Origin of the sequence: Wolbachia endosymbiont of Cantharis cryptica (assembly GCF_964277405.1) — a bacterium.
In the GTDB taxonomy this organism is placed as follows: domain Bacteria; phylum Pseudomonadota; class Alphaproteobacteria; order Rickettsiales; family Anaplasmataceae; genus Wolbachia.
Genome location: NZ_OZ195521.1, coordinates 993,059 through 1,013,041, shown reverse-complemented (window position 1 = coordinate 1,013,041; position 19,983 = coordinate 993,059). Strand labels below are relative to the sequence as shown.

The following is a 19,983-nucleotide window of genomic DNA, read 5'->3' as shown; positions in this document are numbered from 1 at the left end:
AATGTACACAAGTGCTTTGTTAAACATTGAATCAACAATATTGGATTTTTGGCGTTTGCTAAAGCCAAGGATAATGTATCTTGTAGTATTTACTGCAGTTGCTGGAATGGTTGCTGCACCGGGTAGTATACACCCTTTTCTGGCGCTAATATCTCTTATATGTATTGCTCTTGGTTCAGGGTCTGCAGGTGCTATAAATATGTGGTATGATAGAGACATAGATCTACTCATGAAAAGGACAAAAGATCGCCCTATACCTTCAGGCAGAGTCTCTGCAGAAAGTACGCTTGAATTTGGTATAACACTTGGAATATTGTCGGTATTTATCATGGCAATAGCAGTAAACTATATTTCTGCTGCTTTGCTTGCAATCAGCATATTATTTTACGTTTTCATATATACGATTTGGCTCAAAAGGCGCACTCCGCAAAATATTGTTATCGGTGGTGCAGCAGGCGCTTTTCCTCCAATGATTGGCTGGGCAGTTGTGATGAATTCTGTAAGTTGGGAAAGTTTCATTCTATTCTTAATAATTTTTATGTGGACCCCACCGCACTTTTGGGCCCTATCTTTAAATAAGTCTGAAGACTATGCAAAAGCATCGATACCAATGTTCAATATTGTTTATGGTCCGGAGAAAACAAGAAAATATATATTACTTTATAGTGTGTTGCTGGTGTTGACTAGCTTACTTCCAGCTCTATTCTTGAAAAAAGCTTTATTTTACCTAAGTATGGCAATCTTTGAAGGTTGCGTTTTTATTTGGTATGCTATATCTATTCTGAGATTCAAGGATCACAACTCGCAGAAAAAGATGTTTTCTTATTCAATTTCTTATCTATTTTTCCTATTTGCTAGTATTATTCTTTGTTCTATTGATTTGTTTTAACTATGAAAGAACAGCAAAAACGTAAAAACTATTTTTTACTTTTCCTTCTAATGGCACTCATTGTTACGCTTTTCTTTGTTTCTATAATAAAATTTAAAGGTGCAGCTTAAACTGCCTTTAGAAATTGTACTTTCATAAAAGCAACTATATACTTTATTAATCTATATAGATTAAAGATGAATAAAAAGGAAGTGACAATATACACGGATGGAGCGTGTTCTGGTAACCCTGGAATGGGAGGATGGGCAGCCATTATATTATTTCAAGATCATAGAAAAGATGTTTATGGCAGAGAAGAAAACACTACAAATAATAAAATGGAGTTAACAGCAGTGATCAATGGACTAAAAACGTTGAAATTTTCTTGTAATGTTAATTTATATACGGATAGTCTCTATGTTAAACATGGCATAACAGAATGGATAAATAAGTGGAAAATGAATGGTTGGAAGACAAGTAATAAAAAATCAGTAAAAAATATGGAATTGTGGAAAGAGTTAGATAATGTAGCTTTACAACACGAAATTGATTGGAGGTGGGTTAAAGCACATAATGGCGATAAACATAATGAGGAAGCTGATAGCTTAGCAAGAAAAGCAATAATCGATGCTTAAAAAAATCACTATATCATTTTCTATAGTTTTATTATTTATATTCTGCTTCTTTATCTTTTTTAAAGGTGAGGGTCCTTTAGAAATCAATATTAGTTATATCAATTTTTATGTAAAGAAGAAAATATCGAAAATATTTGTCAACTCAGATATCAATATGGAGAGTACTTCAGTTATTTGGCAGAAAGATGGCAAAGATCCTTACTTAGTCATTACAGATTTGGCAATAGTAAGTCCTAATTTTACTATGAAAATCCCTAACCTTTTCGTACATTTTAAGTTAAGTTCCTTGTTTAAAGCTAATATAAAATTCTCTCAGGTTTTAGCTGATAGTGTGCATGTATGTATCAATCAGAAAGAAGCTAGCTTCAAAGCAGTTGATTTTAATCTGAAAAATTCTTTGAAAGCAGTAAGGGAGTTCTTTTTTGACTTAAATGCAGATTCAAAGGTTGAAATTACTAACATTGCTATCAATAAAAGCACGGAAGGTGAATTTTTTATTGATAAATTATATATAGGGAAGGGGGAAGATTTTAATGTTTTGGATATTCGTGTTCATACAAAAGATGAAAGAGGGTTTCTGGATGATTTATCCATTACGATAAAAAATCGCAACAATTTGTTAAATGTATATGGAACATTTTATGACCTAAAATTGGAACTATTTAGTGAGTTTTCCACGTTAGTTAAAAATTACAATTTGGACAAAAACATAGGATTCAAAGGAAATTTCTCAATGAGAATTAATGGAAAGAATGAAGTTATAGATGGGAACATATACGTATTAAATACAGAGAATCATTTGAATAAAAACTTGTCCATAACTAATGTGAATGTAAATTTAACATATAGCGATGGAATCATTAGTATAAAAAACTTCCATTTTAACCTAAATGGTACGTATCTCTCTTTGATGGGCAAAATGAACTTTAGTACAAATCATGCTTTGCTTAGGGTTAATATTAGTAAATTTGCTGCGAAGGATTTATGTACTTATGTGCCAGATGGCATAGTGAATAATAAATTTAAAAACTGGTATTGTGATAATATCGATGGAGATGTTTTAAATACAATTGTAAGCTTCAATGGCAAAATTAATAATTTAGTTGGTAATGATCTGTCAGATATTGTAGTAGTTGCTGATATAGAAAATGGCAGCGTAAAATTTGACGAAGATTTTGAACAAGTGAGAGAATTAAATGGTGATTTAGTTCTCAAAAATAACAATCTCAAAATTACTGTAAATAGCGCTAAGTTTCAGAATTTCACTATTGATGGTGGCGATATTGAAATGAACTCTCTTGATAAGGAAGATTCAGTTTTAACCATTAAGGGTCAAGCTGTAAGTGATGCTTACGGTCTATATGAGCCTATAAGATTTAAGTTAGATGATGTGATGAAGGTTGAAAAAGATAAATTGAGTGGAATGGCAGAATCTGTATTCAGTTTTCGCATTTTTAATCTAAACGCCGATGAAAAAAAAGTAGACTTTTCAGCCAATTTTCATTCAAAAATTGACAATCTAGTTGTCTATGATGCAAGTCTTGGTAAGTATGATATTAAGCTTAATTTTGGCAGTGACTTTATGGATTTAAATGGCAGTGGTATGGTGAATAATACACAACTATTATTTGACCTCAAAAGTAGCAATAAAAATGAAAGTTTTGTCTGGAATTTGACCGGGGATTTACCTGCTCAAATACTTAATTTCGATAGTGGCTACATCAATGCAAATATAGAGTCAGTGATAAATCAAGATAAGACGGGATATGTTAATGGTAATATAGATTTATCAGAGCTTGAATCACGTTCAAGTTATTTAGGATGGAAAAATCGTTTTGAAGATCACAATAAAGTTTTGTTCTCTGTAAAGTTAAAAGGTGCCGGTGAATTGTTAATAGACAAATTAGACGTTATAGGGAATGACTTAGATATAAAATTCAGTGGAAGAGTAGAGGATGGAAATCTATATTTAAATTCTAGTGATTTTAGATTACCTGATAATAATTTCAATATAGAGATTAAGTCAGGTAAGGAAAAAAACACCATAACTATTTATGGTGAGGAAATTAACTTAAGTGATATTTTAGATTTACTTAGCAAAAATAGTAATGGATCGAGCAATAACATAGAAGTTAGTATGAATGTTGACAATGTAATTATGAAAGAAGGCATTGCTATCAAAAATGCTAAGCTAAATATAACCTGCACTAAAGGTGATTGCAATGGAAGTCAATTTACAGGGCAGTTTCTGGAAGATAACAGTAATATACTAGCAGAATACAGTGGAATAGGGCTCGAAATATATGCGGATAATTCAGGTATGCTTTTGCGTTCTTTGGGTATTGGTAAATCAATTAAAAACGGCAAATTGTCTTTTTATCTATCTCCTCAGAGAGAAAGTGGAGAACATTATGGTATGTTATCTATTAGCAGTTTCTATATCAAAGATGCCCCACTACTCACTACTTTATTATCGATGTCTTCACTGCCTGGTATCGTAAATGCCATAAAAAATGAAGGTGTATACTTTTATAAATGTAATGCACCTTTTTCATACAAAGATGGTACTATTGAAATTGAAGAATCTTGGCTTGAAGGAGCGGAGTTGGGTATTAGCACTAGTGGTAAGCTTGATATTAAGGATTATAAATTCCATGTTGAAGGACAAGTAATACCAGCATATTCAATTAATAAATCTTTGTTAAAAATTCCTATAATTGGAAAACTTCTTACTGGTGGGAAAAGTAGGGGGATCATTTCAATAGATTACAAAGCAAATGGTGATGACAAAAGTAGTAACGTATCCGTTGATCCTATCTCTTCGCTAACTCCAAGCCTACTAAAGAGGTTATTAGGAGTGTTTGACCGCATTATGACAAAAACTAACAAATCTATCATAAGCGGCTTAAAAGGTGATGTGAAAAAGAAATTTGGCTAGAAAAGGGAAATTGTTTATTGGATACTTGATTATAAAAGTTACTTCCCTGCAGGATCATAAATAAAAAACGCAAGAATTTCAGAGTAATGCACCTGGTTTTTCATCTAATTGTTTAAGTGTTCTTTATTGCTTTTCCGTATTTGCTGAAGATAAAAACAACTAGAAAGGGTAGGGAGCTATATTAACTCATCAGGGGAGTGATAATAATCTGATAAGTGATGGTTATTTGTGCTAATATCATGACTTAGCTCATTAGCATCAAACTTAAACAAAGAAAGATTATCATCAGATTGTCGATCAGGTTCTTCCTCTTTAGATCTAAATAACCATGAAAAGAATGATGAAATAGATCCAACAATATATTCAATCGCTGAAAAAATAATATTTGATAAGAAGTTACTGGGTTGCTGAGTATCCTCTTCAGGTTCTTTTCCTGATTCAGGTTCTTTTCTTGGTTCAGGTTCTTTTTCTGGTTTTGGATCTGTTTCATCCACATCTTGTTCAGGTTTACTTCTGCTTATAAGTGTCTTATCTAACCGTTTGGATATATTCTTTTCGTAGTTATAAAAATGCATTTTATTTATGTTATTATTTTCGTCAACATAAATCAATAAAGTTGTATTCCCATCCCCCAATCCATCACATTCGCCAACGAGCGATTCATGAGAATTCTTAATGTCTTTGATAAATTGAAGTTTTTCTTCTTCTGAAAGGTCCTTGCGGTATATACTAAAAGTTGTACCTTTGTATTGAAAACTAAACATCGATTCATAGTCTTTATATTCATCTACTAGTTCATGAATATTCTTGACATGTTGTATAAATTGAAGTTTTTCTTCTTCTGAAAGGTCCTTGCGGTATATACTAAAAGTTGTACCTTTGTATTTAAGTTTCAACATCGATCCACGATCTTCATATTCATCTACTAGTTCATGAATATTTCTGGCATTTTGTATAATTTGAAATTTTTCTTCTTCTGAAAGGTCCTTGCGGTATATACTAAAAGTTGTACCTTTGTATTTAAAACTAAACATCGATCCATGGTCTTCATATTCATCTACTAGTTCATGAATATTCTTGGCATTTTGTATAGCTTTAAATTTTTCTTCTTCTGAAAGGTTCTTGTGATATTTATAAAGTGTACCTTTATATTTAAATTGAAACATCCATCCACGGTCTTCATATTCATCTACACCCATTTGTTCGCAAATAGCTTTATTGTTTTTTTCTTCCACCTCTCGTCCAACGACATTTGCTATGAGTTCAGTATCCAGAATATGCAAAGTTTGGACTGTTACTGATGGTGAAAAACGTAATTGAAATAAGTGACCTAGCTCATGACCTAGAATAAAATCCATGGAATCTTGCTTATATGTCAGAATATTCTTATAATCTGTTACTCCCCGTGTAATATATCCTGGGCCACCATCTTCATTTATACCCAGAAGATCGTTATACTTTGTATAATCACTTCTGTTGTTGAAAATATAAATCGTTATATCATAACTTGCATTACTATTTTCCAAGCAAAACTTTTCTTTAAATGCTTCATAGGCAGTTTTAATATCCGTTTCTATTTGACTTTGTTCCTGCTCAGATAAGTTGTTGTATTTTATGGTACAATTTATATACCCGTATTTAACGATAAAGCTGTTAGGTAATACATCATGTATATCTGTGGGAGAATAATTGAATTGCTTTGACTCAGCTTCCTTATACAATTGATTCCTATATTTCTCAACAGAATACTTCGGCAGTATGGGTATCTTGGCAATTAAGTTTCCACTATTATCAAAAAAAGAAAAGTTTGTGCCATCACGTTTGCCACTTTGTATAGATTGCCCGCAAGTGCCATCATTTGCACAATCGTGACGATTTCTTGCTCCCTTCATCCTCACACCTCACTATTAAATCTTTAATATATTTAATATTCTAGTAAAAATCATAATAATCCATTAATTTATATTTCAGACTTATGAACTACTTGCAATTAGCCATGTACTTCAAAATATTGGCGTTTTTTATTCTAAACACTACGTGCTTTTAAGCTGCAACTAACCTTTAGCTATAAATATTAAGAAAATTTACTAAATAGAAAAAAAGGCAAAAGAAGCCCCGTGGTGGTTGGCTATTTACCATGTACTAAAATATCGGCGTTCTTTTTATTCTAAAACGCTTGATTAAGAGCGATTTAGCCACTTTTAATTTGCAGCTAACCTACACCGCAAGTGTTTTAAAAAATTTACTATACAGGAAAAAAGGCAAAAGATACCCAGGGTAGCTAGTATTCAAATTCTCCCTTGTCAATTTGACGTTTTTTGATGTCTTAAACGCTTTGTAAGCGCGTTTCAGCTTATATAGGTAAAAACCCAGAAGTTTTATAAAGACATGCGATGCACGTAGTGCGAAAAATTAAACATGAGACGCCAAATACCCTAAGTTTTTTGTCATTAACCTGCACAGATTGCGAAGATAAATAAATAGCTTCAGTACTATGATAAGATGGCTGGCGGAGTTTGTCAAGAAATTTCTTCCAACGCGCTGCCAAAAGTTTGTTATGCAAGAGGTCTATTGATTTGGCTTTTATTTTTGCAGTTAATTAACTTTTGTGTTATAAAGTAATGTTTTTAATATTGTAGAGCGTGATATGTGGAATAGGGTGTGTAGAAAAGGAGTTATTTCAATATTAAGTTTTTTATTTGTTATTCTGGTTTTAGTGGTTGCAGTTCAAATTTTTACTAAGAGTCAAAGTTGTGTCAAAGCTAGCAATCAGGATATTGAAGCGTTGTTTGATCGTTGGAATGATTCGCTAAAAACTGGCGATGCTTATAAAGTTGATGCAAATTACACTGATGATGCAGTACTACTGCCAACTTTATCTTCTGACTCTAGAATAACTAGTGCTCAGCGTGTTGATTACTTTAAAGGTTTTTTGACTAAATACCCAACTGCAAAAGTTGGTTCACGCACTATAAAAATTGGATGTAATAAAGCTGTTGATACAGGTTTGTATACCTTTAAGCTAAAGGATGGGAAAGAGTTGCGTGCTCGTTACACGTTTACTTACAGGTGGAATAATAATAAATGGCTAATATCATCGCACCATTCTTCATTACCACCTGAAGGTCACTTATAACATTTGAGTATTGGCCAACATCCACTTAATCTGATGTGTATGGTTATTTGAGCATTTCCTTAGAAGAACCCTCTAAGTTTTCTAGCGCGGCTTGGATGTTTTAACTTGCGCAGTGCTTTTGCTTCTATTTGCCTAATTCTCTCACGTGTTACGTTAAAAATTCTTCCCACTTCTTCTAAGGTATGTTCTTTTCCATCTTTACCAAGACCAAAACGCATTCTCAGAATTCTTTCTTCCTTTGGTGTTAAAGTTGCAAGAACATTGGTTGTAATACCGCGCAAGTCAGCAAGTATTGCAGCGTCTTCTGGCTTTGAGACTCGCTTGTCTTCTATGCAATCACCGAAGGTGCTACTGTCATCTTTTCCTGTTGGAGCTTCAAGGCTTACCGGATCCCTTGCTATTTTCATAACTTTGCGTATTCTTTCTAGCGGCATTGCCAGTTCTATACTCAATTCCTCTAATGTAGGCTCTCTTTCCATCTCATGAGTCAACTTTCTTAATGTTCTGTTGATCTTACTGATAATTTCTACCATATGAACCGGTATTCTAACTACTTTAGACTGCTCAGGTATTGCTCTAGTGATTGATTGCCTTACCCACCAAGTTCCATAAGTTGAAAATTTGTATCCACGTTTGTAATCAAATTTATCTACGGCTTTCATGAGACCAATGTTGCCTTCTTGTATTAAATCAAGCAAAGCAAGGCCTCTGTTTGAATATTTTTTAGCGATGGAAACTACCAGCCTCAAATTAGCTTTAATCATCTCCTGCTTTGCTTCGGAGACTTCTCGTTCATGTTTTTGTATTCTTTTGATTAGCTCCTTAAATTCTTGCGCGTTATCTTCTTGTATATGTTGCTTAATATTGTTTAAGGTACTAGCTATATGCTCAAAATTACTGTCTATAAACCTTACAAATTTGTTTTTTAGTTCGTCTGTGAAAGAAGATTGGTTTTTATTAGTTTTTGAAAGGCTTATCTCTTTTAACTCGTGCTTTAAGAGCACGTCACCATAAACTTTGTAGAAACTTTCTCTATCAATGTTGTATTTTTTTGCCTCGGAAATAAGATTAGATTCCTCAAACATGATAGATCTGTTTATGTTATAAAGTTTTTGTGTAATTTTGGCAACAGCAGCGTCACTTAACTTAATTTGTAACGCTATGGACCATATTTGATTGTATAAATTTTCTAGTTCATTAGAGGAATTTTTTCTTAATATCAACGCTTCGTTTGCTAAAGTAATTATCTCATCTAATGCAACTATGACCTTTGGCAATAAGTCACTTTCCATTTCAAGAATAGAAACATTCAAGTTTGCTGAGTTTATGTCTTCATTGTCACTTTCTTTCTCATCATCGCCTTTTTTACTGTCCGTCTCATTATCGTCGCAGTATTCATCACCTTTAGCATCTTCTGAAATATCCTCAGAATCCTCGATATCTTCAGCACTTTCTTCATTATCTTCTTTGGGTATCGCATTAAAATCAGAGTTATAAATTGCATCCAGGTCTATAATTTCTCTCAATAAGAGAGTTCCACTACTCAAATCATCGCGCCATGCTTTGATCATTTTTAATGTTACTGATGTTTCAATTATTGCACGCAACATGTTATGCTTTTCAGATTCAATTTTCTTTGCTATCTCGATTTCATCTGCCCTTGATAAAAGCTTTACAGAGCTCATGTCTTGTAAATAAACTCTTACCGGATCGTCATTTTGTATTAAAGTTGTGGTAACATTTGGCAATGTTTCGTCGTCATCAATTTTGCTATCATCACTGTTGGGAGGAGCCTCTTCTTCATCTTCGCTACTTTCAAGTATGTTAATTCCGGAGTCTTGTAATAGAGATATAGTATCATCTATAAAGTCAGATGAGAAATTTTCGTCTGACAATTTATCATTTATATCATCAAAAGTGATAAAACCACCCTTTTTTATACTTTTGGTTACAAGATCTCTGATAATTTTTTTCTTATCTTCTGCGTTATTAATAGCTGACATCATTACCTTTATAGTTAAAAATTTTATTTCTTATTAATAAATAGACTTACAACGAGCAAGCCTATGATTTTATTTTTAGCTTGTGGCTATTTGTTACTTCATATAGTTTAAGATATTGTTAACTCACATACACTTGTCTTGATCAATTATTCCGTATTTCTCTTCTATTTTTACTGCTATGGACAATCCAACTGAAAATGTTGCAATACCAACTACTATAGCAGTAAGCATTAAAACATGAGGTATAGGATTGCTATATAAATAAAAATTTGAAACCAATATAGGAGGCAAGGAACTTTTTATATATCCTAGAGATATGTAAAATAGTAAAACAGATGCTTGAAAAACACTTACCCCTATCATTTTCTTGATTAAATTTTTATCATTTATGATAATGTACAAACCTAGCATCATTAATATAATAATAACTGTATAGTTATATAAAGTCATTATTTTTTTCTACGAGCAAAATATATATATATGGTTGACATGGAGGAGCAGACAGTAAGTGCTACACCCAATTCCACCAAGAAAATACCCAATTTTTGACCAGCAACGTTGTTGGCTAACAATATATCATAAGATAAAAAGTTTTGGCCAAGTAAAACTGTTGCAATACCCGTTCCCCCGTAAATTAAAATACCTAGTGCATTAGTAAATTTAATCACAGAGTAAGGTATTGCTTTTAGAGTTGCAGATATACCAAATAGCATTGAGTATAATATTATTCCGGAAGCAATAATTATTCCTGCTTGAAAACCTCCACCTGGAGTGTAGTCACCATGAAATTGTATATATAAAGCAAATAAGATAATAAAAGGTACCATCAAAAATGTTACTGCATTTAATACCGGATCTTTAATCATTTTCTTTTTCTTCTTTTAATATCAATGTTATACAAAGTGCAGCAGTAAAAACTACTATAGTTTCTCCAAATGTGTCATAACCACGAAAACTTGCTAAAACAGCTGTCACTATATTAGGAATACCAGCAGCTTTTTCAGTATTTTCTATATAATAAGGAGCAACATGCAAGTTGATAGGGGCATCATAGCTGCCAAAATCTGGCAATTGAATCATAAAGTATGATAAATATACAGCTAAAAATAACATAAGAAAAAGTGTTATAGGATTGTGAGATAAATTTACTTTATGATTCTTTATCAAAGAAAGCGCAGCGAACGTAAAAACTGTACTGAGTCCCGCACCAACAGAAGCTTCAGTAATTGCAACATCAGGTGCGTTCATGATTAAGTATATAAGTGCAATAAGTGAGCTGAATGCACACATTAGAACACCACTTACGACTAAATGTTTTGAAGGGACTATAAAAACCGCAACTATCAATAACAGCGAAAGTAATGTTACATTTAGTATTTCCAACATCTTAACCTTCTTTAATAGTCTTTTCCTTACTTTTATAATAAGTACGTGCTAAAATATAACTGTTAGTTGAGTTAGCTACCCATATTATAAGAATCAATAACATTATTTTAACAGTATTGATTGAAAATTCATTCCGCAGAGCAAAACCGATTAACAATAACATTGCACCACTAGAATCTGTAATACCTGCTGCGTGTAATCTGGTATAAAAATCAGGAAATCTAATTACTCCTATGATTGAAGTGATTACTAAACAAATGCCTAAGAATATGAGAATAGATCCTATCATAGATTATCAAAGCAACATTAATCTCATTAGTGCTATAGTTGATATAAAGCTAACGCTAGCATACAACAATGCTATATCAATTAAAAAGAAATTGTTCAAAATAATCGATATTGCTGTTATGAGTAAAACTACTTGTGTTGAGAAATTATTGAACGCTAGTACCTTATTGTAAACGTCACTCGACTTGGACACTATACAGTATAACATTACACTCATACAGAGCAGTAGTATATAAATAGCAACGTGAATCATTTATAAATTACACAACTTCAGTAGTTGATTTACTCTTCATCTTCTATTTCCTCAATATCTTGATCATCTATTTCATTTTCTACTTCACCTTGGGTATCAACACTTTCTTGATCTGCATCACGATCTGTGTTAAACTGATCACCAGAAAAATTGAGTAGTTTTTCTAGCTTACTTGCATTACTGCTGTAAACATTACTCATATTTCCCTTCATATACTCTTTGCATCTGTCTACCAAGAGGCTAAACAGCTCATGAGTATCTACCTGTCTTTCTGCTATTTCGTATAAGGAAATGATAGTATTTTTATGGCCTTTAAACTTAACTGCTTGAATTGGATTACTTGCTCCTGTATTTAAATCATGTGTCCTCTGACTTGCCAATAGAACTAATTTAAAACGGTTATTCACCTGCTCTATACACTTTTCTACAACAGACTCAGCCATACAATACTACCTTAATAAATCTTATACTATACCACGAAAAACAAAATGTCAACTCCGTACCTATTGAGACCCAGCTTCATGTTTAACCTTTTCTGCTTCAGGTTTTACTGCTTGGCTTTTTGTTATTGTAATTGTTATTTCATGGTCGAATTTTTTGAGAAATCCTAACAATCGCTCTAAAGAGAAGCCATCTGTTTTGCCATTTTTAATTTGTGATATCTTTGGCTGGTCAACACCCAGTCTTTCGGCTGCATGAGCTTGAGTCCAAGTATTTTTTTCTATAACTTTACTTATTATGTCAAGCAACTTCTTTTTTATTTCTATACTGCATGAATTGTTATTTAACGATATTGTTTCCATAGTCTTTTTACACCCACATATCAATAGCTTTGTAAAACATTACAACATAAATTTGATATCTCAAAGTATTAATATCATATAGTTTGTACTAAATAATTATATGATATTAATACGTAAAGCTTTAAGTTTGTTGTTAGTTGATATTTTCATCAAGTTTATGTTCATTTTAAACTATTGTTTTACCTAAAAAGATTATTCATAGCAAGAACAAGTAATAATTACAAAGCTTAGAATATAAATTTTGTAAATCACATCTAAGAGCCTGTTCATAATCTTTTCAGAAGTAAGGCAGTGAAAGCCAGAACGACCATTTGTAGGCTAGTATTGAGTTTTCGCTCACAATTTTTCCACAATCTTCTACATTTTTCTAACCAGGCAAAAGATCGCTCCACAACCCATCTTTTGGGCAATACAACAAAGGAATGTAATTCATTTCTTTTTACCACTTCAACGGTTGCACCAATAATCGTTTTTATTTGAGTTGCAAAATTCTCTCCAGTATAGCCTGCGTCAACCAGTAACTCCCGAGAGGTTTTCTTTTGCATTTTCGACCATTCTCACAGCACTGCTACGGTCAGTTGCTTCTGCAGTTGTTATATAAATTGCATGGGGCAAACCTTGCGTATCTACCGCAATATGGCCCTGAGATTTTTTTACCAGCATCATAGCCTTTTTCTTCAGCAGTATCTACATTCTTTACACTCTGTGCATCAATTATGCAGAAGCTGCTTCCGACCATTGTTTTGTCGCAACTATTTTTTTTTAATACCAGCTCCAGAACACTTTCTTTATTTGCATCTGGTTTTTCACTCCACTTCTTAAAATAGTCGTAACAATTGCGCCATTTTGGAAACTCTTTTGGTAGACTGGCAACCGCTTTTTAAGACGTATAACACTCCACAAAATACATCATATAAATCAAGTTTTCTTGGTTTTGTTTTCTTTCTGCAAGATTCCAGATCTTCTACAATAATCTCAAACTTTTCTCGACTTATGTCACTTGGGTATACACTTCTCATATCCTACTTTATATACTTTATCCTCTCAGTTTATTTCTTTTTTGAGATCATGTACAGGTTCTTATGTAAAGAGGTTTATATCTCTATACCTCACCTCAATGTAGATTTTTATTTAAAATTTATATTTTAGCGGGAATGCCATATATTATATTCATACTATAATTCAAATATTTGTTGCTTTTTAACTGAAACACTATTTAGCTAGTAGATAAAGTTATGTTAGGTGTGACAGGAATGAAAAAAGATGTTGCTATAATTATGGGGAGTGAGTCGGATTATAGCACTATGGTTCATGCTGTTGATATGCTAAAAGCATTAGAAGTTTCGCATGATGTATTCATAATATCTGCGCATAGAACGCCAGAGAGGCTCTTCAATTTTGCTAAGTCTGCACAAAAAAAAGGCTTTAAAGTTATTATAGCTGGTGCAGGAGGAGCAGCTCATTTACCTGGTATGGTTGCATCGCTTACTTATTTACCTGTTATCGGCGTTCCTGTGCATAGTAAGCAATTAAATGGACTTGATAGTCTATTATCTATAGTACAAATGCCAAAGGGTGTTCCAGTTGCAACAATGTCTATAGGAGAAAGTGGAGCATATAATGCTGCTATTACCGCCACATCTATATTGTCAATTTCTAACAGTGAAATTGCTGATAGGTTAAAAAAATGGAGAGAAAAACAAACCGAAGCAGTAAAAGAAAAACCAACATCATGATGAATTTATGGCAATAATTCTTTTAGATACAAAAACCATAAACCGTATAGCAGCGGGAGAAGTGATTGAGAGGCCAGCAAGTGTAGTGAAGGAATTAGTGGAAAACGCAATAGATGCTGGAAGTTCAGAAATAGAGATCAAAATAGAAAGCGGTGGTCGCAATCTTATTACTGTGGTAGATGATGGAAGTGGAATAGAGAAGGATGATTTAGAACTTGCATTTATGTGCCATGCTACTTCAAAATTGAGCGACAGTGAATTAATAGAAATCAAGCATCTTGGCTTTAGAGGAGAAGCTTTACCGTCTATAGCAGCAGTAAGTAAGATAAAGTTATCGTCGAGAGCAAGAGGAGCAAGTGAAGCATGGTCTATAAGGTATGAGGGTGGAGAAAAAATAGGGGAGCTTATGCCTTATTCCTTATCACAAGGCACGCACATTGAAGTTCGTGATTTGTTTTTTGCCACTCCAAATAGACTGAAATTTCTAAAAACCGAAAGAGCAGAAACTCAAAGCATTGTTGATATTGTAAACAACTTAGCGATGATCAATTATAGTGTTGGGTTTACTCTCACTTCGGGTAGTAAAAAGCTCTTGAAATATGCCAAGCAAACCTCGTTATTTAGTAGATTATATGAAATAGAAGAAGAATTTCAGGGCAATTCTTTGGAGATTAATGAAGGAGAAGACGGCATTAAACTTACGGGACACATCTGTAAACCGACCGTTAATCGTGGTAAGTCAACTCAGATCTATACGTTTGTTAATGGAAGGCCAATTAAAGATAATCTACTTATTGGTGCGATTCGGTACGCATATCATGATTTTATTCCAAGCGATAGGTATCCGTTTGCAGCGTTGCATTTAGAGGTACCATACGATCAAGTAGATGTAAATGTGCATCCAAATAAATCAGAAGTAAGATTTCAGAATAAGAGGGTAATATATGAAATAGTGACAAGAGGGCTAATTAAAGCATTGTCAACGAGGATAGGTTTTCCAGAGCGTGACCAAAAAATTGATCCAACATTACCAGATCCTTTTGATAAACCTAATGTTCAAAAAGAATTTTATGAAAGAAGGCCAAGCCCTTTTGAGAATCAATTAATGAAAGACTTTACCTCGCCAAATGAAGAAGCAAAAAGCTTGTCAGAACGTTCAGAATTATACGACTACTCTGCTATACCATCACAAACGGGAACTATGGTTCTAGAAAGAGAGGTGTTAGAACAAGTTGATTTAATAGAGAGCCACCCTTTAGGGTTTGCACGCTGTCAGGTCTATAATACTTACATTATTGCCGAGGTAAGAGACAAATTGATTATAGTTGATCAGCATGCAGCCCATGAGAGATTAGTATATGAATGCTTAAAAGAAAAATCAAGTATAAAAAGACAAAAACTACTTCTGCCTGAAACGGTTGAAATCAAAAATCAAGCTGGAATGGAAGTGGTTGAAATTTATAAAGATAAGTTATTTGAAATGGGTTTTGATATTGAAATCAAGTCAGAAAGTAAGGTGATAGTAAGAGAAATCCCTGCAATTTTAGGAGCAATAGATGTGAAAGAGATGCTAATTAATATAGTCGATAGATTAACGGAAATAGAAGATACACTACCTATAGAAGATAAAGTGAACAAAATATTGGCCACTATCGCTTGTCATGGATCAATTAGAGCAGGCAGGAAGATGAAATTAGAGGAAATGAATATGCTACTTAGGCAAATGGAAAAAACACCATATTCTGGACAATGTAACCACGGCAGGCCAACTTACATAGAAATGAAACTAAGTGATATTGAAAAATTGTTTGAGAGGAGGTAAAAGATTGTCACAAATAGTGCTCCTTTCTCATCATCCAAGTAGCTCATAGAAACGGATTAAACTAAAAACCACTTGACAAACTCCGCCAGTCCTATTATTATGGTACTGAAGCTATTTATTTATCTTCGCAATCTGTGCAGGTTAATGACAAAAAACTTAGGGTATTTGGCGTCTCATGTTTAATTTTTCGCACTACGTGCACCGCATGTCTTTATAAAACTTCTGGGTTTTTACCTATATAAGCTGGAACGCGCTTATAAAGCGTTCAAGACATCAAAAAACGTCAAATTGACAAGGGAGAATTTGAATGCTAGCTACCGCGGGTTTTCTTTGTCTTTTTTTCTGCTTGGTAAACTTCTTAAACACTTGCAGCGTAGGTTAGTAGCGATTAAAAGCGGCTGAATCTCTCTTGTCAGGGGTTTAAAACATAAAAAACGCCAGTACTTTAAAGCGGAAAATAATCACAGGGTTCCTTTTGCCTTTTTTCCCACTTAGTAAATTTCTTAAATATTTTCTTAAATTTTATAGCTAAACGACAACCATCATTCCGCTACGTGTTAGCGCCGCGGCGGTATGACGGTAGGGGTTCCAGCGTGTGACGCTGGAATGACATCTAGGGGCACTGGGATGACAGGAGAAGGAGGCCTGTATAAAAATATATTTAATATATAGTAGATCTAATTATCCTTTTTTCTCATAAACATCTTTTCTATATTTTATCGAAGCAACAGTTACTAGATATTTTATAACATTTACATGGTATACGATGCGACATTTACCCACTCTTAATCTTCTATATCCTTTTAATTCATGACGTAGTGCTTCACCACGATTGGCAGGATCAGTTTTGAGACGTTCTTTTATAGCTTTTTTGATTGTTAACTTTTCTTTTTTTGGGAGTCTTGGTAAATCCCTTTTAGTAACATCTTTTAGAAATTTAATTTCGTATTCCTTTGATTCCACTTAATATCTTCTAGTCCCACTTGACGTCTTCAAAATCGACTGTTTCTGCGTCTGGAGTATTAAGTTTAGCAGCGCGCTCAATCAGTATTCTATCTTCCTCATTTTCAATTGCTTCTTGTACTAACTTCTCTGTTAGTTTTTTAATGGACTTGTTTCTTATTTCAGCTAATCCAATAAGACACTCCGAAATTTCGCGGTTGAAGGTTATGCTAACTTTTGAATCTGCCATATGTTTTACCAAATTCTACTACTATAACAATTATACAACATTTTTCTAAATTTTTCAATAAAAAAAGCGGTTTACGTAGGTGCTTTCTGCTCATTTCCATCGGCAGTTTTTTCTTCTTTTGCTCCATCTACTTTAGTACTAGGCTTTGACATCATGTATGTAACACTACCAACCGCTAGTGCTGCTATTGCAACTGCAACCACTGCTATTACTATAGGTATTAACTCAACTGCAACCGTTCCGGTTGCAAAAAGTGTCACTGCTATTGCAGCGCCTAATAATGCAGTTGAACCACCATAAAAAACGCTTTTTTTAAGTGCTTTTTCCCTTAAAAATTGTTTTATATATCCATTTTTGTCAAAATCCATGGGAGTTTCACCATTTTTGCTTTTTAATAAATGGTTTGCTCCCTTTTCCATAAGAGCATCTACTATTTTTTTATTGTTATTTTCATCTAAAAGTAGCACTGGAGCTGTAATACTAACGTTTATACCTACTGCTTTTGCAATGTCTATATATTGGGCGACTAATCGCAATAATAAGGGGGTACATCTATTTTTATCTGTTGCATTGACATCAATCCCTTTCATTTGTAATAGAACCTTCACTATATCTGTATGGCCTAATGACGCAGCGAAATGCAAAGGAGTAAGGCCATCTTTATTTGCTGCATTAATATCAATCCCTTTTGCTTGTAATAGAACCCTTACTGTATCTGTACAGCCGTATAATACAGCTAAATGTAAAGGAGTATATCCATCTTCATTTGCTGCATTAATATCAATCCCTTTTGCTTGTAATAGAACCTTTACTGCATCTATATGGTCATCGTTATGTAAAGGCGTGTTTTTATCTTTATCTCGAGCAATAACGTTGAACATTTTTTTTATTGACCATCCTACTATATATACTTTGCACTCAACTGCATTATGTAAAGGGACAAGTCTATATTTGTTTTTTTCATTAACACTCGCTCCATTTTTTATTAAAAGTTCTGTTATTTCTGCATTACGAGCAAGGTGCAAAGGAGTCTCTTCACTCCATTCAGTTTTTGCATTTACATCTGCTCCATTTTCTATTAGAGACTGTACCGCTTCTTTACAGCCACTTTTAACAGCTTCATGTAAGGGAGTATTTCCACGCTCATTCTGTATATTAATATCTGCACCCTTGCCCTTCAGGGACATTATTATATTTACATAGTTATTTCCAGCAGCTATGTGCAGTAATGTACCTATATCACTATCGAATTGATAATTCAGTAAAAATCTACTTTCCCTCCATGAGCGAAGCTTTTCCTGGAGTGCCTCGTACTCCTGATCACGGGTTCCACTTAACTGTCTTGCTAGTTTAATTAACCTACTTCCTAATGCTTTTTCTATTCTTTCAATTACATTATCTTTACTTAAATCTCCCTCCTTATCAACTGCACCTAATATTTCTTTCCACTGCACATGTCCCATCATAATTTTACCTCTGATTTTAAATAATGTTTTTAATTGTCACATACCATAATAAAAAAGTCAACTTCACATGCTTAGGTTGCAAAATCCCAAAAAGCATCCACAATGAAATAAGCAAAAATTTACAAATTGAATTTAGTGTACAATCACCAAACAAGGGTGTTGATATCAACAATACTCTGCAGAATTGCAATATGGTATGACCACATGCTCTTTATTGACCTGGTTAACATAATCAGTAGAGAGTTTTGTTCTGCAAAAGATGTTTACTACAACATACTGCAATTGTTTGGAATTGCAGGACTGGGTGCTATGGTAAGGCCACTTGGTGCATTTATGTTTGGTCACATTGGTGACAGGTATGGAAGGAGGATAGCGTTATCTGCTGCTATCTTGCTAATATCGATTCCATCTAGTCTAGTTGCATTGATTCCAAGTTATAGTCAAATAGGTATAACTTCCACCATATTGCTTCTTGCAATCCATGTAACGCAAGGAATTGCGCTCGGTGCTGAACAAGGTGGTAGTTCTGTTTATCTCATAGAGCATTTATCTAATAAAAAAAAACTAGGAATGTTTTTTGGAATAATAAGTTTTGGTCGTTCCCTTGGCGTCTTGCTTTCTGTGGTGATAGTGATCATCTGCAAACAAACTACTGATTTTAACGCTTGGGGTTGGAGACTGCCGTTTACTTTTTCATCTGTTTTGGGGTTGATCAGCGCATATAGTATATACACATTAGGAGAAACTCCAGCATACAAAGCAAGTCGAAAGAAAGAAAATGCACCTGACTTACCAGCAATAGAGCTTATAAAACGCTATAAGAGAGCTCTTGTACTTGCTGTTTTAATATCTGTACCTGTTAATGTTACTGTTGGATTTACCATATTTCTTCGAACACTTGCAAAAGAAATAGTATCAGTTGAGACGTACGTAACAACATATGTTAACGAAATTGTATTGATTATAACCAGTATACTAATGCCGATATTTTCAATAGCATTTGGAATGTTGGCTGATAGGGTGGGAAAAGAGCGCACTGCAATCTTATTTATAGTAATTACAATGGTGCTATGTTGTCCTGTGTTATCTATTGTATACTACTATAAAAGTTATCTTACAATTATGCTGAGCATAATGGTCATTTCTATAATAGAAAGAGGTATAAATCCTATAGGAATAGTTGCATCTGAACTTTTTCCCACCAATGTTAGATTTAGTGGAGTGAGTTTATCACGCAACATCTCTTTTGCTTTGCATGGGGGATTTACCCCTATGGTGTGTATTTGGTTTACTATAACGTTTCCTCAAATAAGTTTTGTAGCTGGGCTTTATATAATCTTCTGCTTATTAGTTAGTCTGGTAGCAATATTACAAATAAAACCGCAAGATAAGAAATTTGATTGGTGAAAGTTCTCAGTTTTCTTTTGAATGTATACTGTGTAGCAATTACTACATCA

General features: G+C 33.6%; 19 protein-coding genes and 1 pseudogene. 7 read left to right on the top strand and 13 right to left on the bottom strand.

What is annotated here, in order from left to right:
- Window position 1 precedes the first annotated feature (1 nt).
- The 3 genes from ACICP6_RS04930 (at window position 2) to ACICP6_RS04920 (ending at window position 4,441) form a co-directional block, all read left to right on the top strand.
- Window positions 2–889 carry a heme o synthase gene (locus ACICP6_RS04930; protein ID WP_395462838.1) on the top strand — a complete coding sequence of 296 codons (888 nt, stop codon included), beginning with the start codon at window positions 2–4 and terminating at the stop codon, window positions 887–889.
- A 176-nt stretch (window positions 890–1,065) separates the two neighbouring features.
- On the top strand, window positions 1,066–1,503 hold the full coding sequence (gene rnhA / locus ACICP6_RS04925) for a ribonuclease HI (RefSeq protein WP_395462837.1): 438 nt from the start codon (window positions 1,066–1,068) through the stop codon (window positions 1,501–1,503).
- Complete coding sequence (locus tag ACICP6_RS04920; RefSeq protein ID WP_395462836.1) at window positions 1,496–4,441, top strand: AsmA-like C-terminal domain-containing protein; 2,946 nt, start codon at window positions 1,496–1,498, stop codon at window positions 4,439–4,441. Before rnhA ends, ACICP6_RS04920 begins: the two co-directional genes overlap by 8 nt.
- Window positions 4,442–4,617: 176 nt before the next feature.
- On the opposite strand, the gene ACICP6_RS04915 is transcribed toward ACICP6_RS04920, so the two are convergent.
- A complete protein-coding gene (locus tag ACICP6_RS04915) occupies window positions 4,618–6,333 on the bottom strand; it encodes a hypothetical protein (RefSeq protein ID WP_395462835.1) in 1,716 nt (571 codons plus the stop codon).
- 755 nt (window positions 6,334–7,088) lie between these two features.
- Between ACICP6_RS04915 and ACICP6_RS04910 the strand changes: the two genes are divergently transcribed.
- Window positions 7,089–7,577, top strand: coding sequence for an SgcJ/EcaC family oxidoreductase (locus tag ACICP6_RS04910; RefSeq protein WP_395462834.1), 489 nt, complete (start codon window positions 7,089–7,091; stop codon window positions 7,575–7,577).
- Between the two features lie 59 nt (window positions 7,578–7,636).
- On the opposite strand, the gene rpoD is transcribed toward ACICP6_RS04910, so the two are convergent.
- From rpoD to ACICP6_RS04865, 9 genes and pseudogenes are all read right to left on the bottom strand, one after another.
- Window positions 7,637–9,580 carry an RNA polymerase sigma factor RpoD gene (gene rpoD, locus ACICP6_RS04905; RefSeq protein WP_395463673.1) on the bottom strand — a complete coding sequence of 648 codons (1,944 nt, stop codon included), beginning with the start codon at window positions 9,578–9,580 and terminating at the stop codon, window positions 7,637–7,639.
- A gap of 123 nt (window positions 9,581–9,703) precedes the next feature.
- Window positions 9,704–10,030, bottom strand: coding sequence for a cation:proton antiporter subunit C (locus ACICP6_RS04900; RefSeq protein WP_395462833.1), 327 nt, complete (start codon window positions 10,028–10,030; stop codon window positions 9,704–9,706).
- A complete protein-coding gene (locus tag ACICP6_RS04895) occupies window positions 10,030–10,446 on the bottom strand; it encodes a Na(+)/H(+) antiporter subunit B (RefSeq protein WP_395462832.1) in 417 nt (138 codons plus the stop codon). The genes ACICP6_RS04900 and ACICP6_RS04895 overlap by 1 nt, the downstream gene beginning before the upstream one ends.
- Window positions 10,439–10,966 (bottom strand): DUF4040 domain-containing protein, encoded by a 528-nt coding sequence (locus ACICP6_RS04890; RefSeq protein WP_395462831.1) that lies wholly within the window; start codon window positions 10,964–10,966, stop codon window positions 10,439–10,441. Before ACICP6_RS04890 ends, ACICP6_RS04895 begins: the two co-directional genes overlap by 8 nt.
- A gap of 1 nt (window position 10,967) precedes the next feature.
- Entirely contained in the window at window positions 10,968–11,255 is a 288-nt protein-coding gene (gene mnhG / locus ACICP6_RS04885) for a monovalent cation/H(+) antiporter subunit G (RefSeq protein WP_395462830.1), read from the bottom strand.
- 6 nt (window positions 11,256–11,261) lie between these two features.
- Window positions 11,262–11,507 (bottom strand): monovalent cation/H+ antiporter complex subunit F, encoded by a 246-nt coding sequence (locus ACICP6_RS04880; RefSeq protein ID WP_395462829.1) that lies wholly within the window; start codon window positions 11,505–11,507, stop codon window positions 11,262–11,264.
- A gap of 29 nt (window positions 11,508–11,536) precedes the next feature.
- Window positions 11,537–11,950, bottom strand: coding sequence for a DNA-directed RNA polymerase subunit omega (rpoZ, locus tag ACICP6_RS04875; RefSeq protein WP_395462828.1), 414 nt, complete (start codon window positions 11,948–11,950; stop codon window positions 11,537–11,539).
- Between the two features lie 60 nt (window positions 11,951–12,010).
- Window positions 12,011–12,310: a helix-turn-helix domain-containing protein gene (locus ACICP6_RS04870; protein ID WP_395462827.1), complete on the bottom strand. Its 300-nt coding sequence runs from the start codon at window positions 12,308–12,310 to the stop codon at window positions 12,011–12,013.
- Window positions 12,311–12,576: 266 nt separating this feature from the next.
- Window positions 12,577–13,329: pseudogene (locus tag ACICP6_RS04865) on the bottom strand (IS5 family transposase).
- Window positions 13,330–13,545: 216 nt separating this feature from the next.
- Here ACICP6_RS04865 and purE point away from each other — a divergent pair.
- Window positions 13,546–14,046 carry a 5-(carboxyamino)imidazole ribonucleotide mutase gene (purE, locus tag ACICP6_RS04860; RefSeq protein ID WP_395462826.1) on the top strand — a complete coding sequence of 167 codons (501 nt, stop codon included), beginning with the start codon at window positions 13,546–13,548 and terminating at the stop codon, window positions 14,044–14,046.
- A gap of 7 nt (window positions 14,047–14,053) precedes the next feature.
- Window positions 14,054–15,868 carry a DNA mismatch repair endonuclease MutL gene (gene mutL, locus ACICP6_RS04855; protein ID WP_395462825.1) on the top strand — a complete coding sequence of 605 codons (1,815 nt, stop codon included), beginning with the start codon at window positions 14,054–14,056 and terminating at the stop codon, window positions 15,866–15,868.
- A gap of 681 nt (window positions 15,869–16,549) precedes the next feature.
- Here the strand turns inward: mutL and ACICP6_RS04850 are convergent.
- The 3 genes from ACICP6_RS04850 to ACICP6_RS04840 all read right to left on the bottom strand — a co-directional run bounded on the left by ACICP6_RS04850 (window position 16,550) and on the right by ACICP6_RS04840 (window position 18,526).
- Window positions 16,550–16,831, bottom strand: a complete 282-nt coding sequence (locus ACICP6_RS04850; protein ID WP_395462824.1) for a type II toxin-antitoxin system RelE/ParE family toxin — start codon at window positions 16,829–16,831, stop codon at window positions 16,550–16,552.
- Window positions 16,832–16,841: 10 nt separating this feature from the next.
- Window positions 16,842–17,060, bottom strand: a complete 219-nt coding sequence (locus ACICP6_RS04845) for a hypothetical protein (protein ID WP_395462823.1) — start codon at window positions 17,058–17,060, stop codon at window positions 16,842–16,844.
- Window positions 17,061–17,131: 71 nt separating this feature from the next.
- Entirely contained in the window at window positions 17,132–18,526 is a 1,395-nt protein-coding gene (locus ACICP6_RS04840) for an ankyrin repeat domain-containing protein (RefSeq protein WP_395462822.1), read from the bottom strand.
- A gap of 135 nt (window positions 18,527–18,661) precedes the next feature.
- On the opposite strand from ACICP6_RS04840, the gene ACICP6_RS04835 reads away from it, so the two are divergent.
- Window positions 18,662–19,933: an MFS transporter gene (locus tag ACICP6_RS04835; protein WP_395462821.1), complete on the top strand. Its 1,272-nt coding sequence runs from the start codon at window positions 18,662–18,664 to the stop codon at window positions 19,931–19,933.
- The last annotated feature ends 50 nt before the right edge of the window (window positions 19,934–19,983 follow it).

Bases quoted from the DNA above. Each gene is read 5' to 3' on its own strand.
- ACICP6_RS04930 (WP_395462838.1), top strand. From the start codon at position 2: ATGTACACAAGTGCTTTGTTAAACATTGAATCAACAATATTGGATTTT.
- rnhA (WP_395462837.1), top strand. From the start codon at position 1,066: ATGAATAAAAAGGAAGTGACAATATACACGGATGGAGCGTGTTCTGGT.
- ACICP6_RS04920 (WP_395462836.1), top strand. From the start codon at position 1,496: ATGCTTAAAAAAATCACTATATCATTTTCTATAGTTTTATTATTTATA.
- ACICP6_RS04915 (WP_395462835.1), bottom strand. From the start codon at position 6,333: ATGAAGGGAGCAAGAAATCGTCACGATTGTGCAAATGATGGCACTTGC.
- ACICP6_RS04910 (WP_395462834.1), top strand. From the start codon at position 7,089: ATGTGGAATAGGGTGTGTAGAAAAGGAGTTATTTCAATATTAAGTTTT.
- rpoD (WP_395463673.1), bottom strand. From the start codon at position 9,580: ATGTCAGCTATTAATAACGCAGAAGATAAGAAAAAAATTATCAGAGAT.
- ACICP6_RS04900 (WP_395462833.1), bottom strand. From the start codon at position 10,030: ATGACTTTATATAACTATACAGTTATTATTATATTAATGATGCTAGGT.
- ACICP6_RS04895 (WP_395462832.1), bottom strand. From the start codon at position 10,446: ATGATTAAAGATCCGGTATTAAATGCAGTAACATTTTTGATGGTACCT.
- ACICP6_RS04890 (WP_395462831.1), bottom strand. From the start codon at position 10,966: ATGTTGGAAATACTAAATGTAACATTACTTTCGCTGTTATTGATAGTT.
- mnhG (WP_395462830.1), bottom strand. From the start codon at position 11,255: ATGATAGGATCTATTCTCATATTCTTAGGCATTTGTTTAGTAATCACT.
- ACICP6_RS04880 (WP_395462829.1), bottom strand. From the start codon at position 11,507: ATGATTCACGTTGCTATTTATATACTACTGCTCTGTATGAGTGTAATG.
- rpoZ (WP_395462828.1), bottom strand. From the start codon at position 11,950: ATGGCTGAGTCTGTTGTAGAAAAGTGTATAGAGCAGGTGAATAACCGT.
- ACICP6_RS04870 (WP_395462827.1), bottom strand. From the start codon at position 12,310: ATGGAAACAATATCGTTAAATAACAATTCATGCAGTATAGAAATAAAA.
- purE (WP_395462826.1), top strand. From the start codon at position 13,546: ATGTTAGGTGTGACAGGAATGAAAAAAGATGTTGCTATAATTATGGGG.
- mutL (WP_395462825.1), top strand. From the start codon at position 14,054: ATGGCAATAATTCTTTTAGATACAAAAACCATAAACCGTATAGCAGCG.
- ACICP6_RS04845 (WP_395462823.1), bottom strand. From the start codon at position 17,060: ATGGCAGATTCAAAAGTTAGCATAACCTTCAACCGCGAAATTTCGGAG.
- ACICP6_RS04840 (WP_395462822.1), bottom strand. From the start codon at position 18,526: ATGATGGGACATGTGCAGTGGAAAGAAATATTAGGTGCAGTTGATAAG.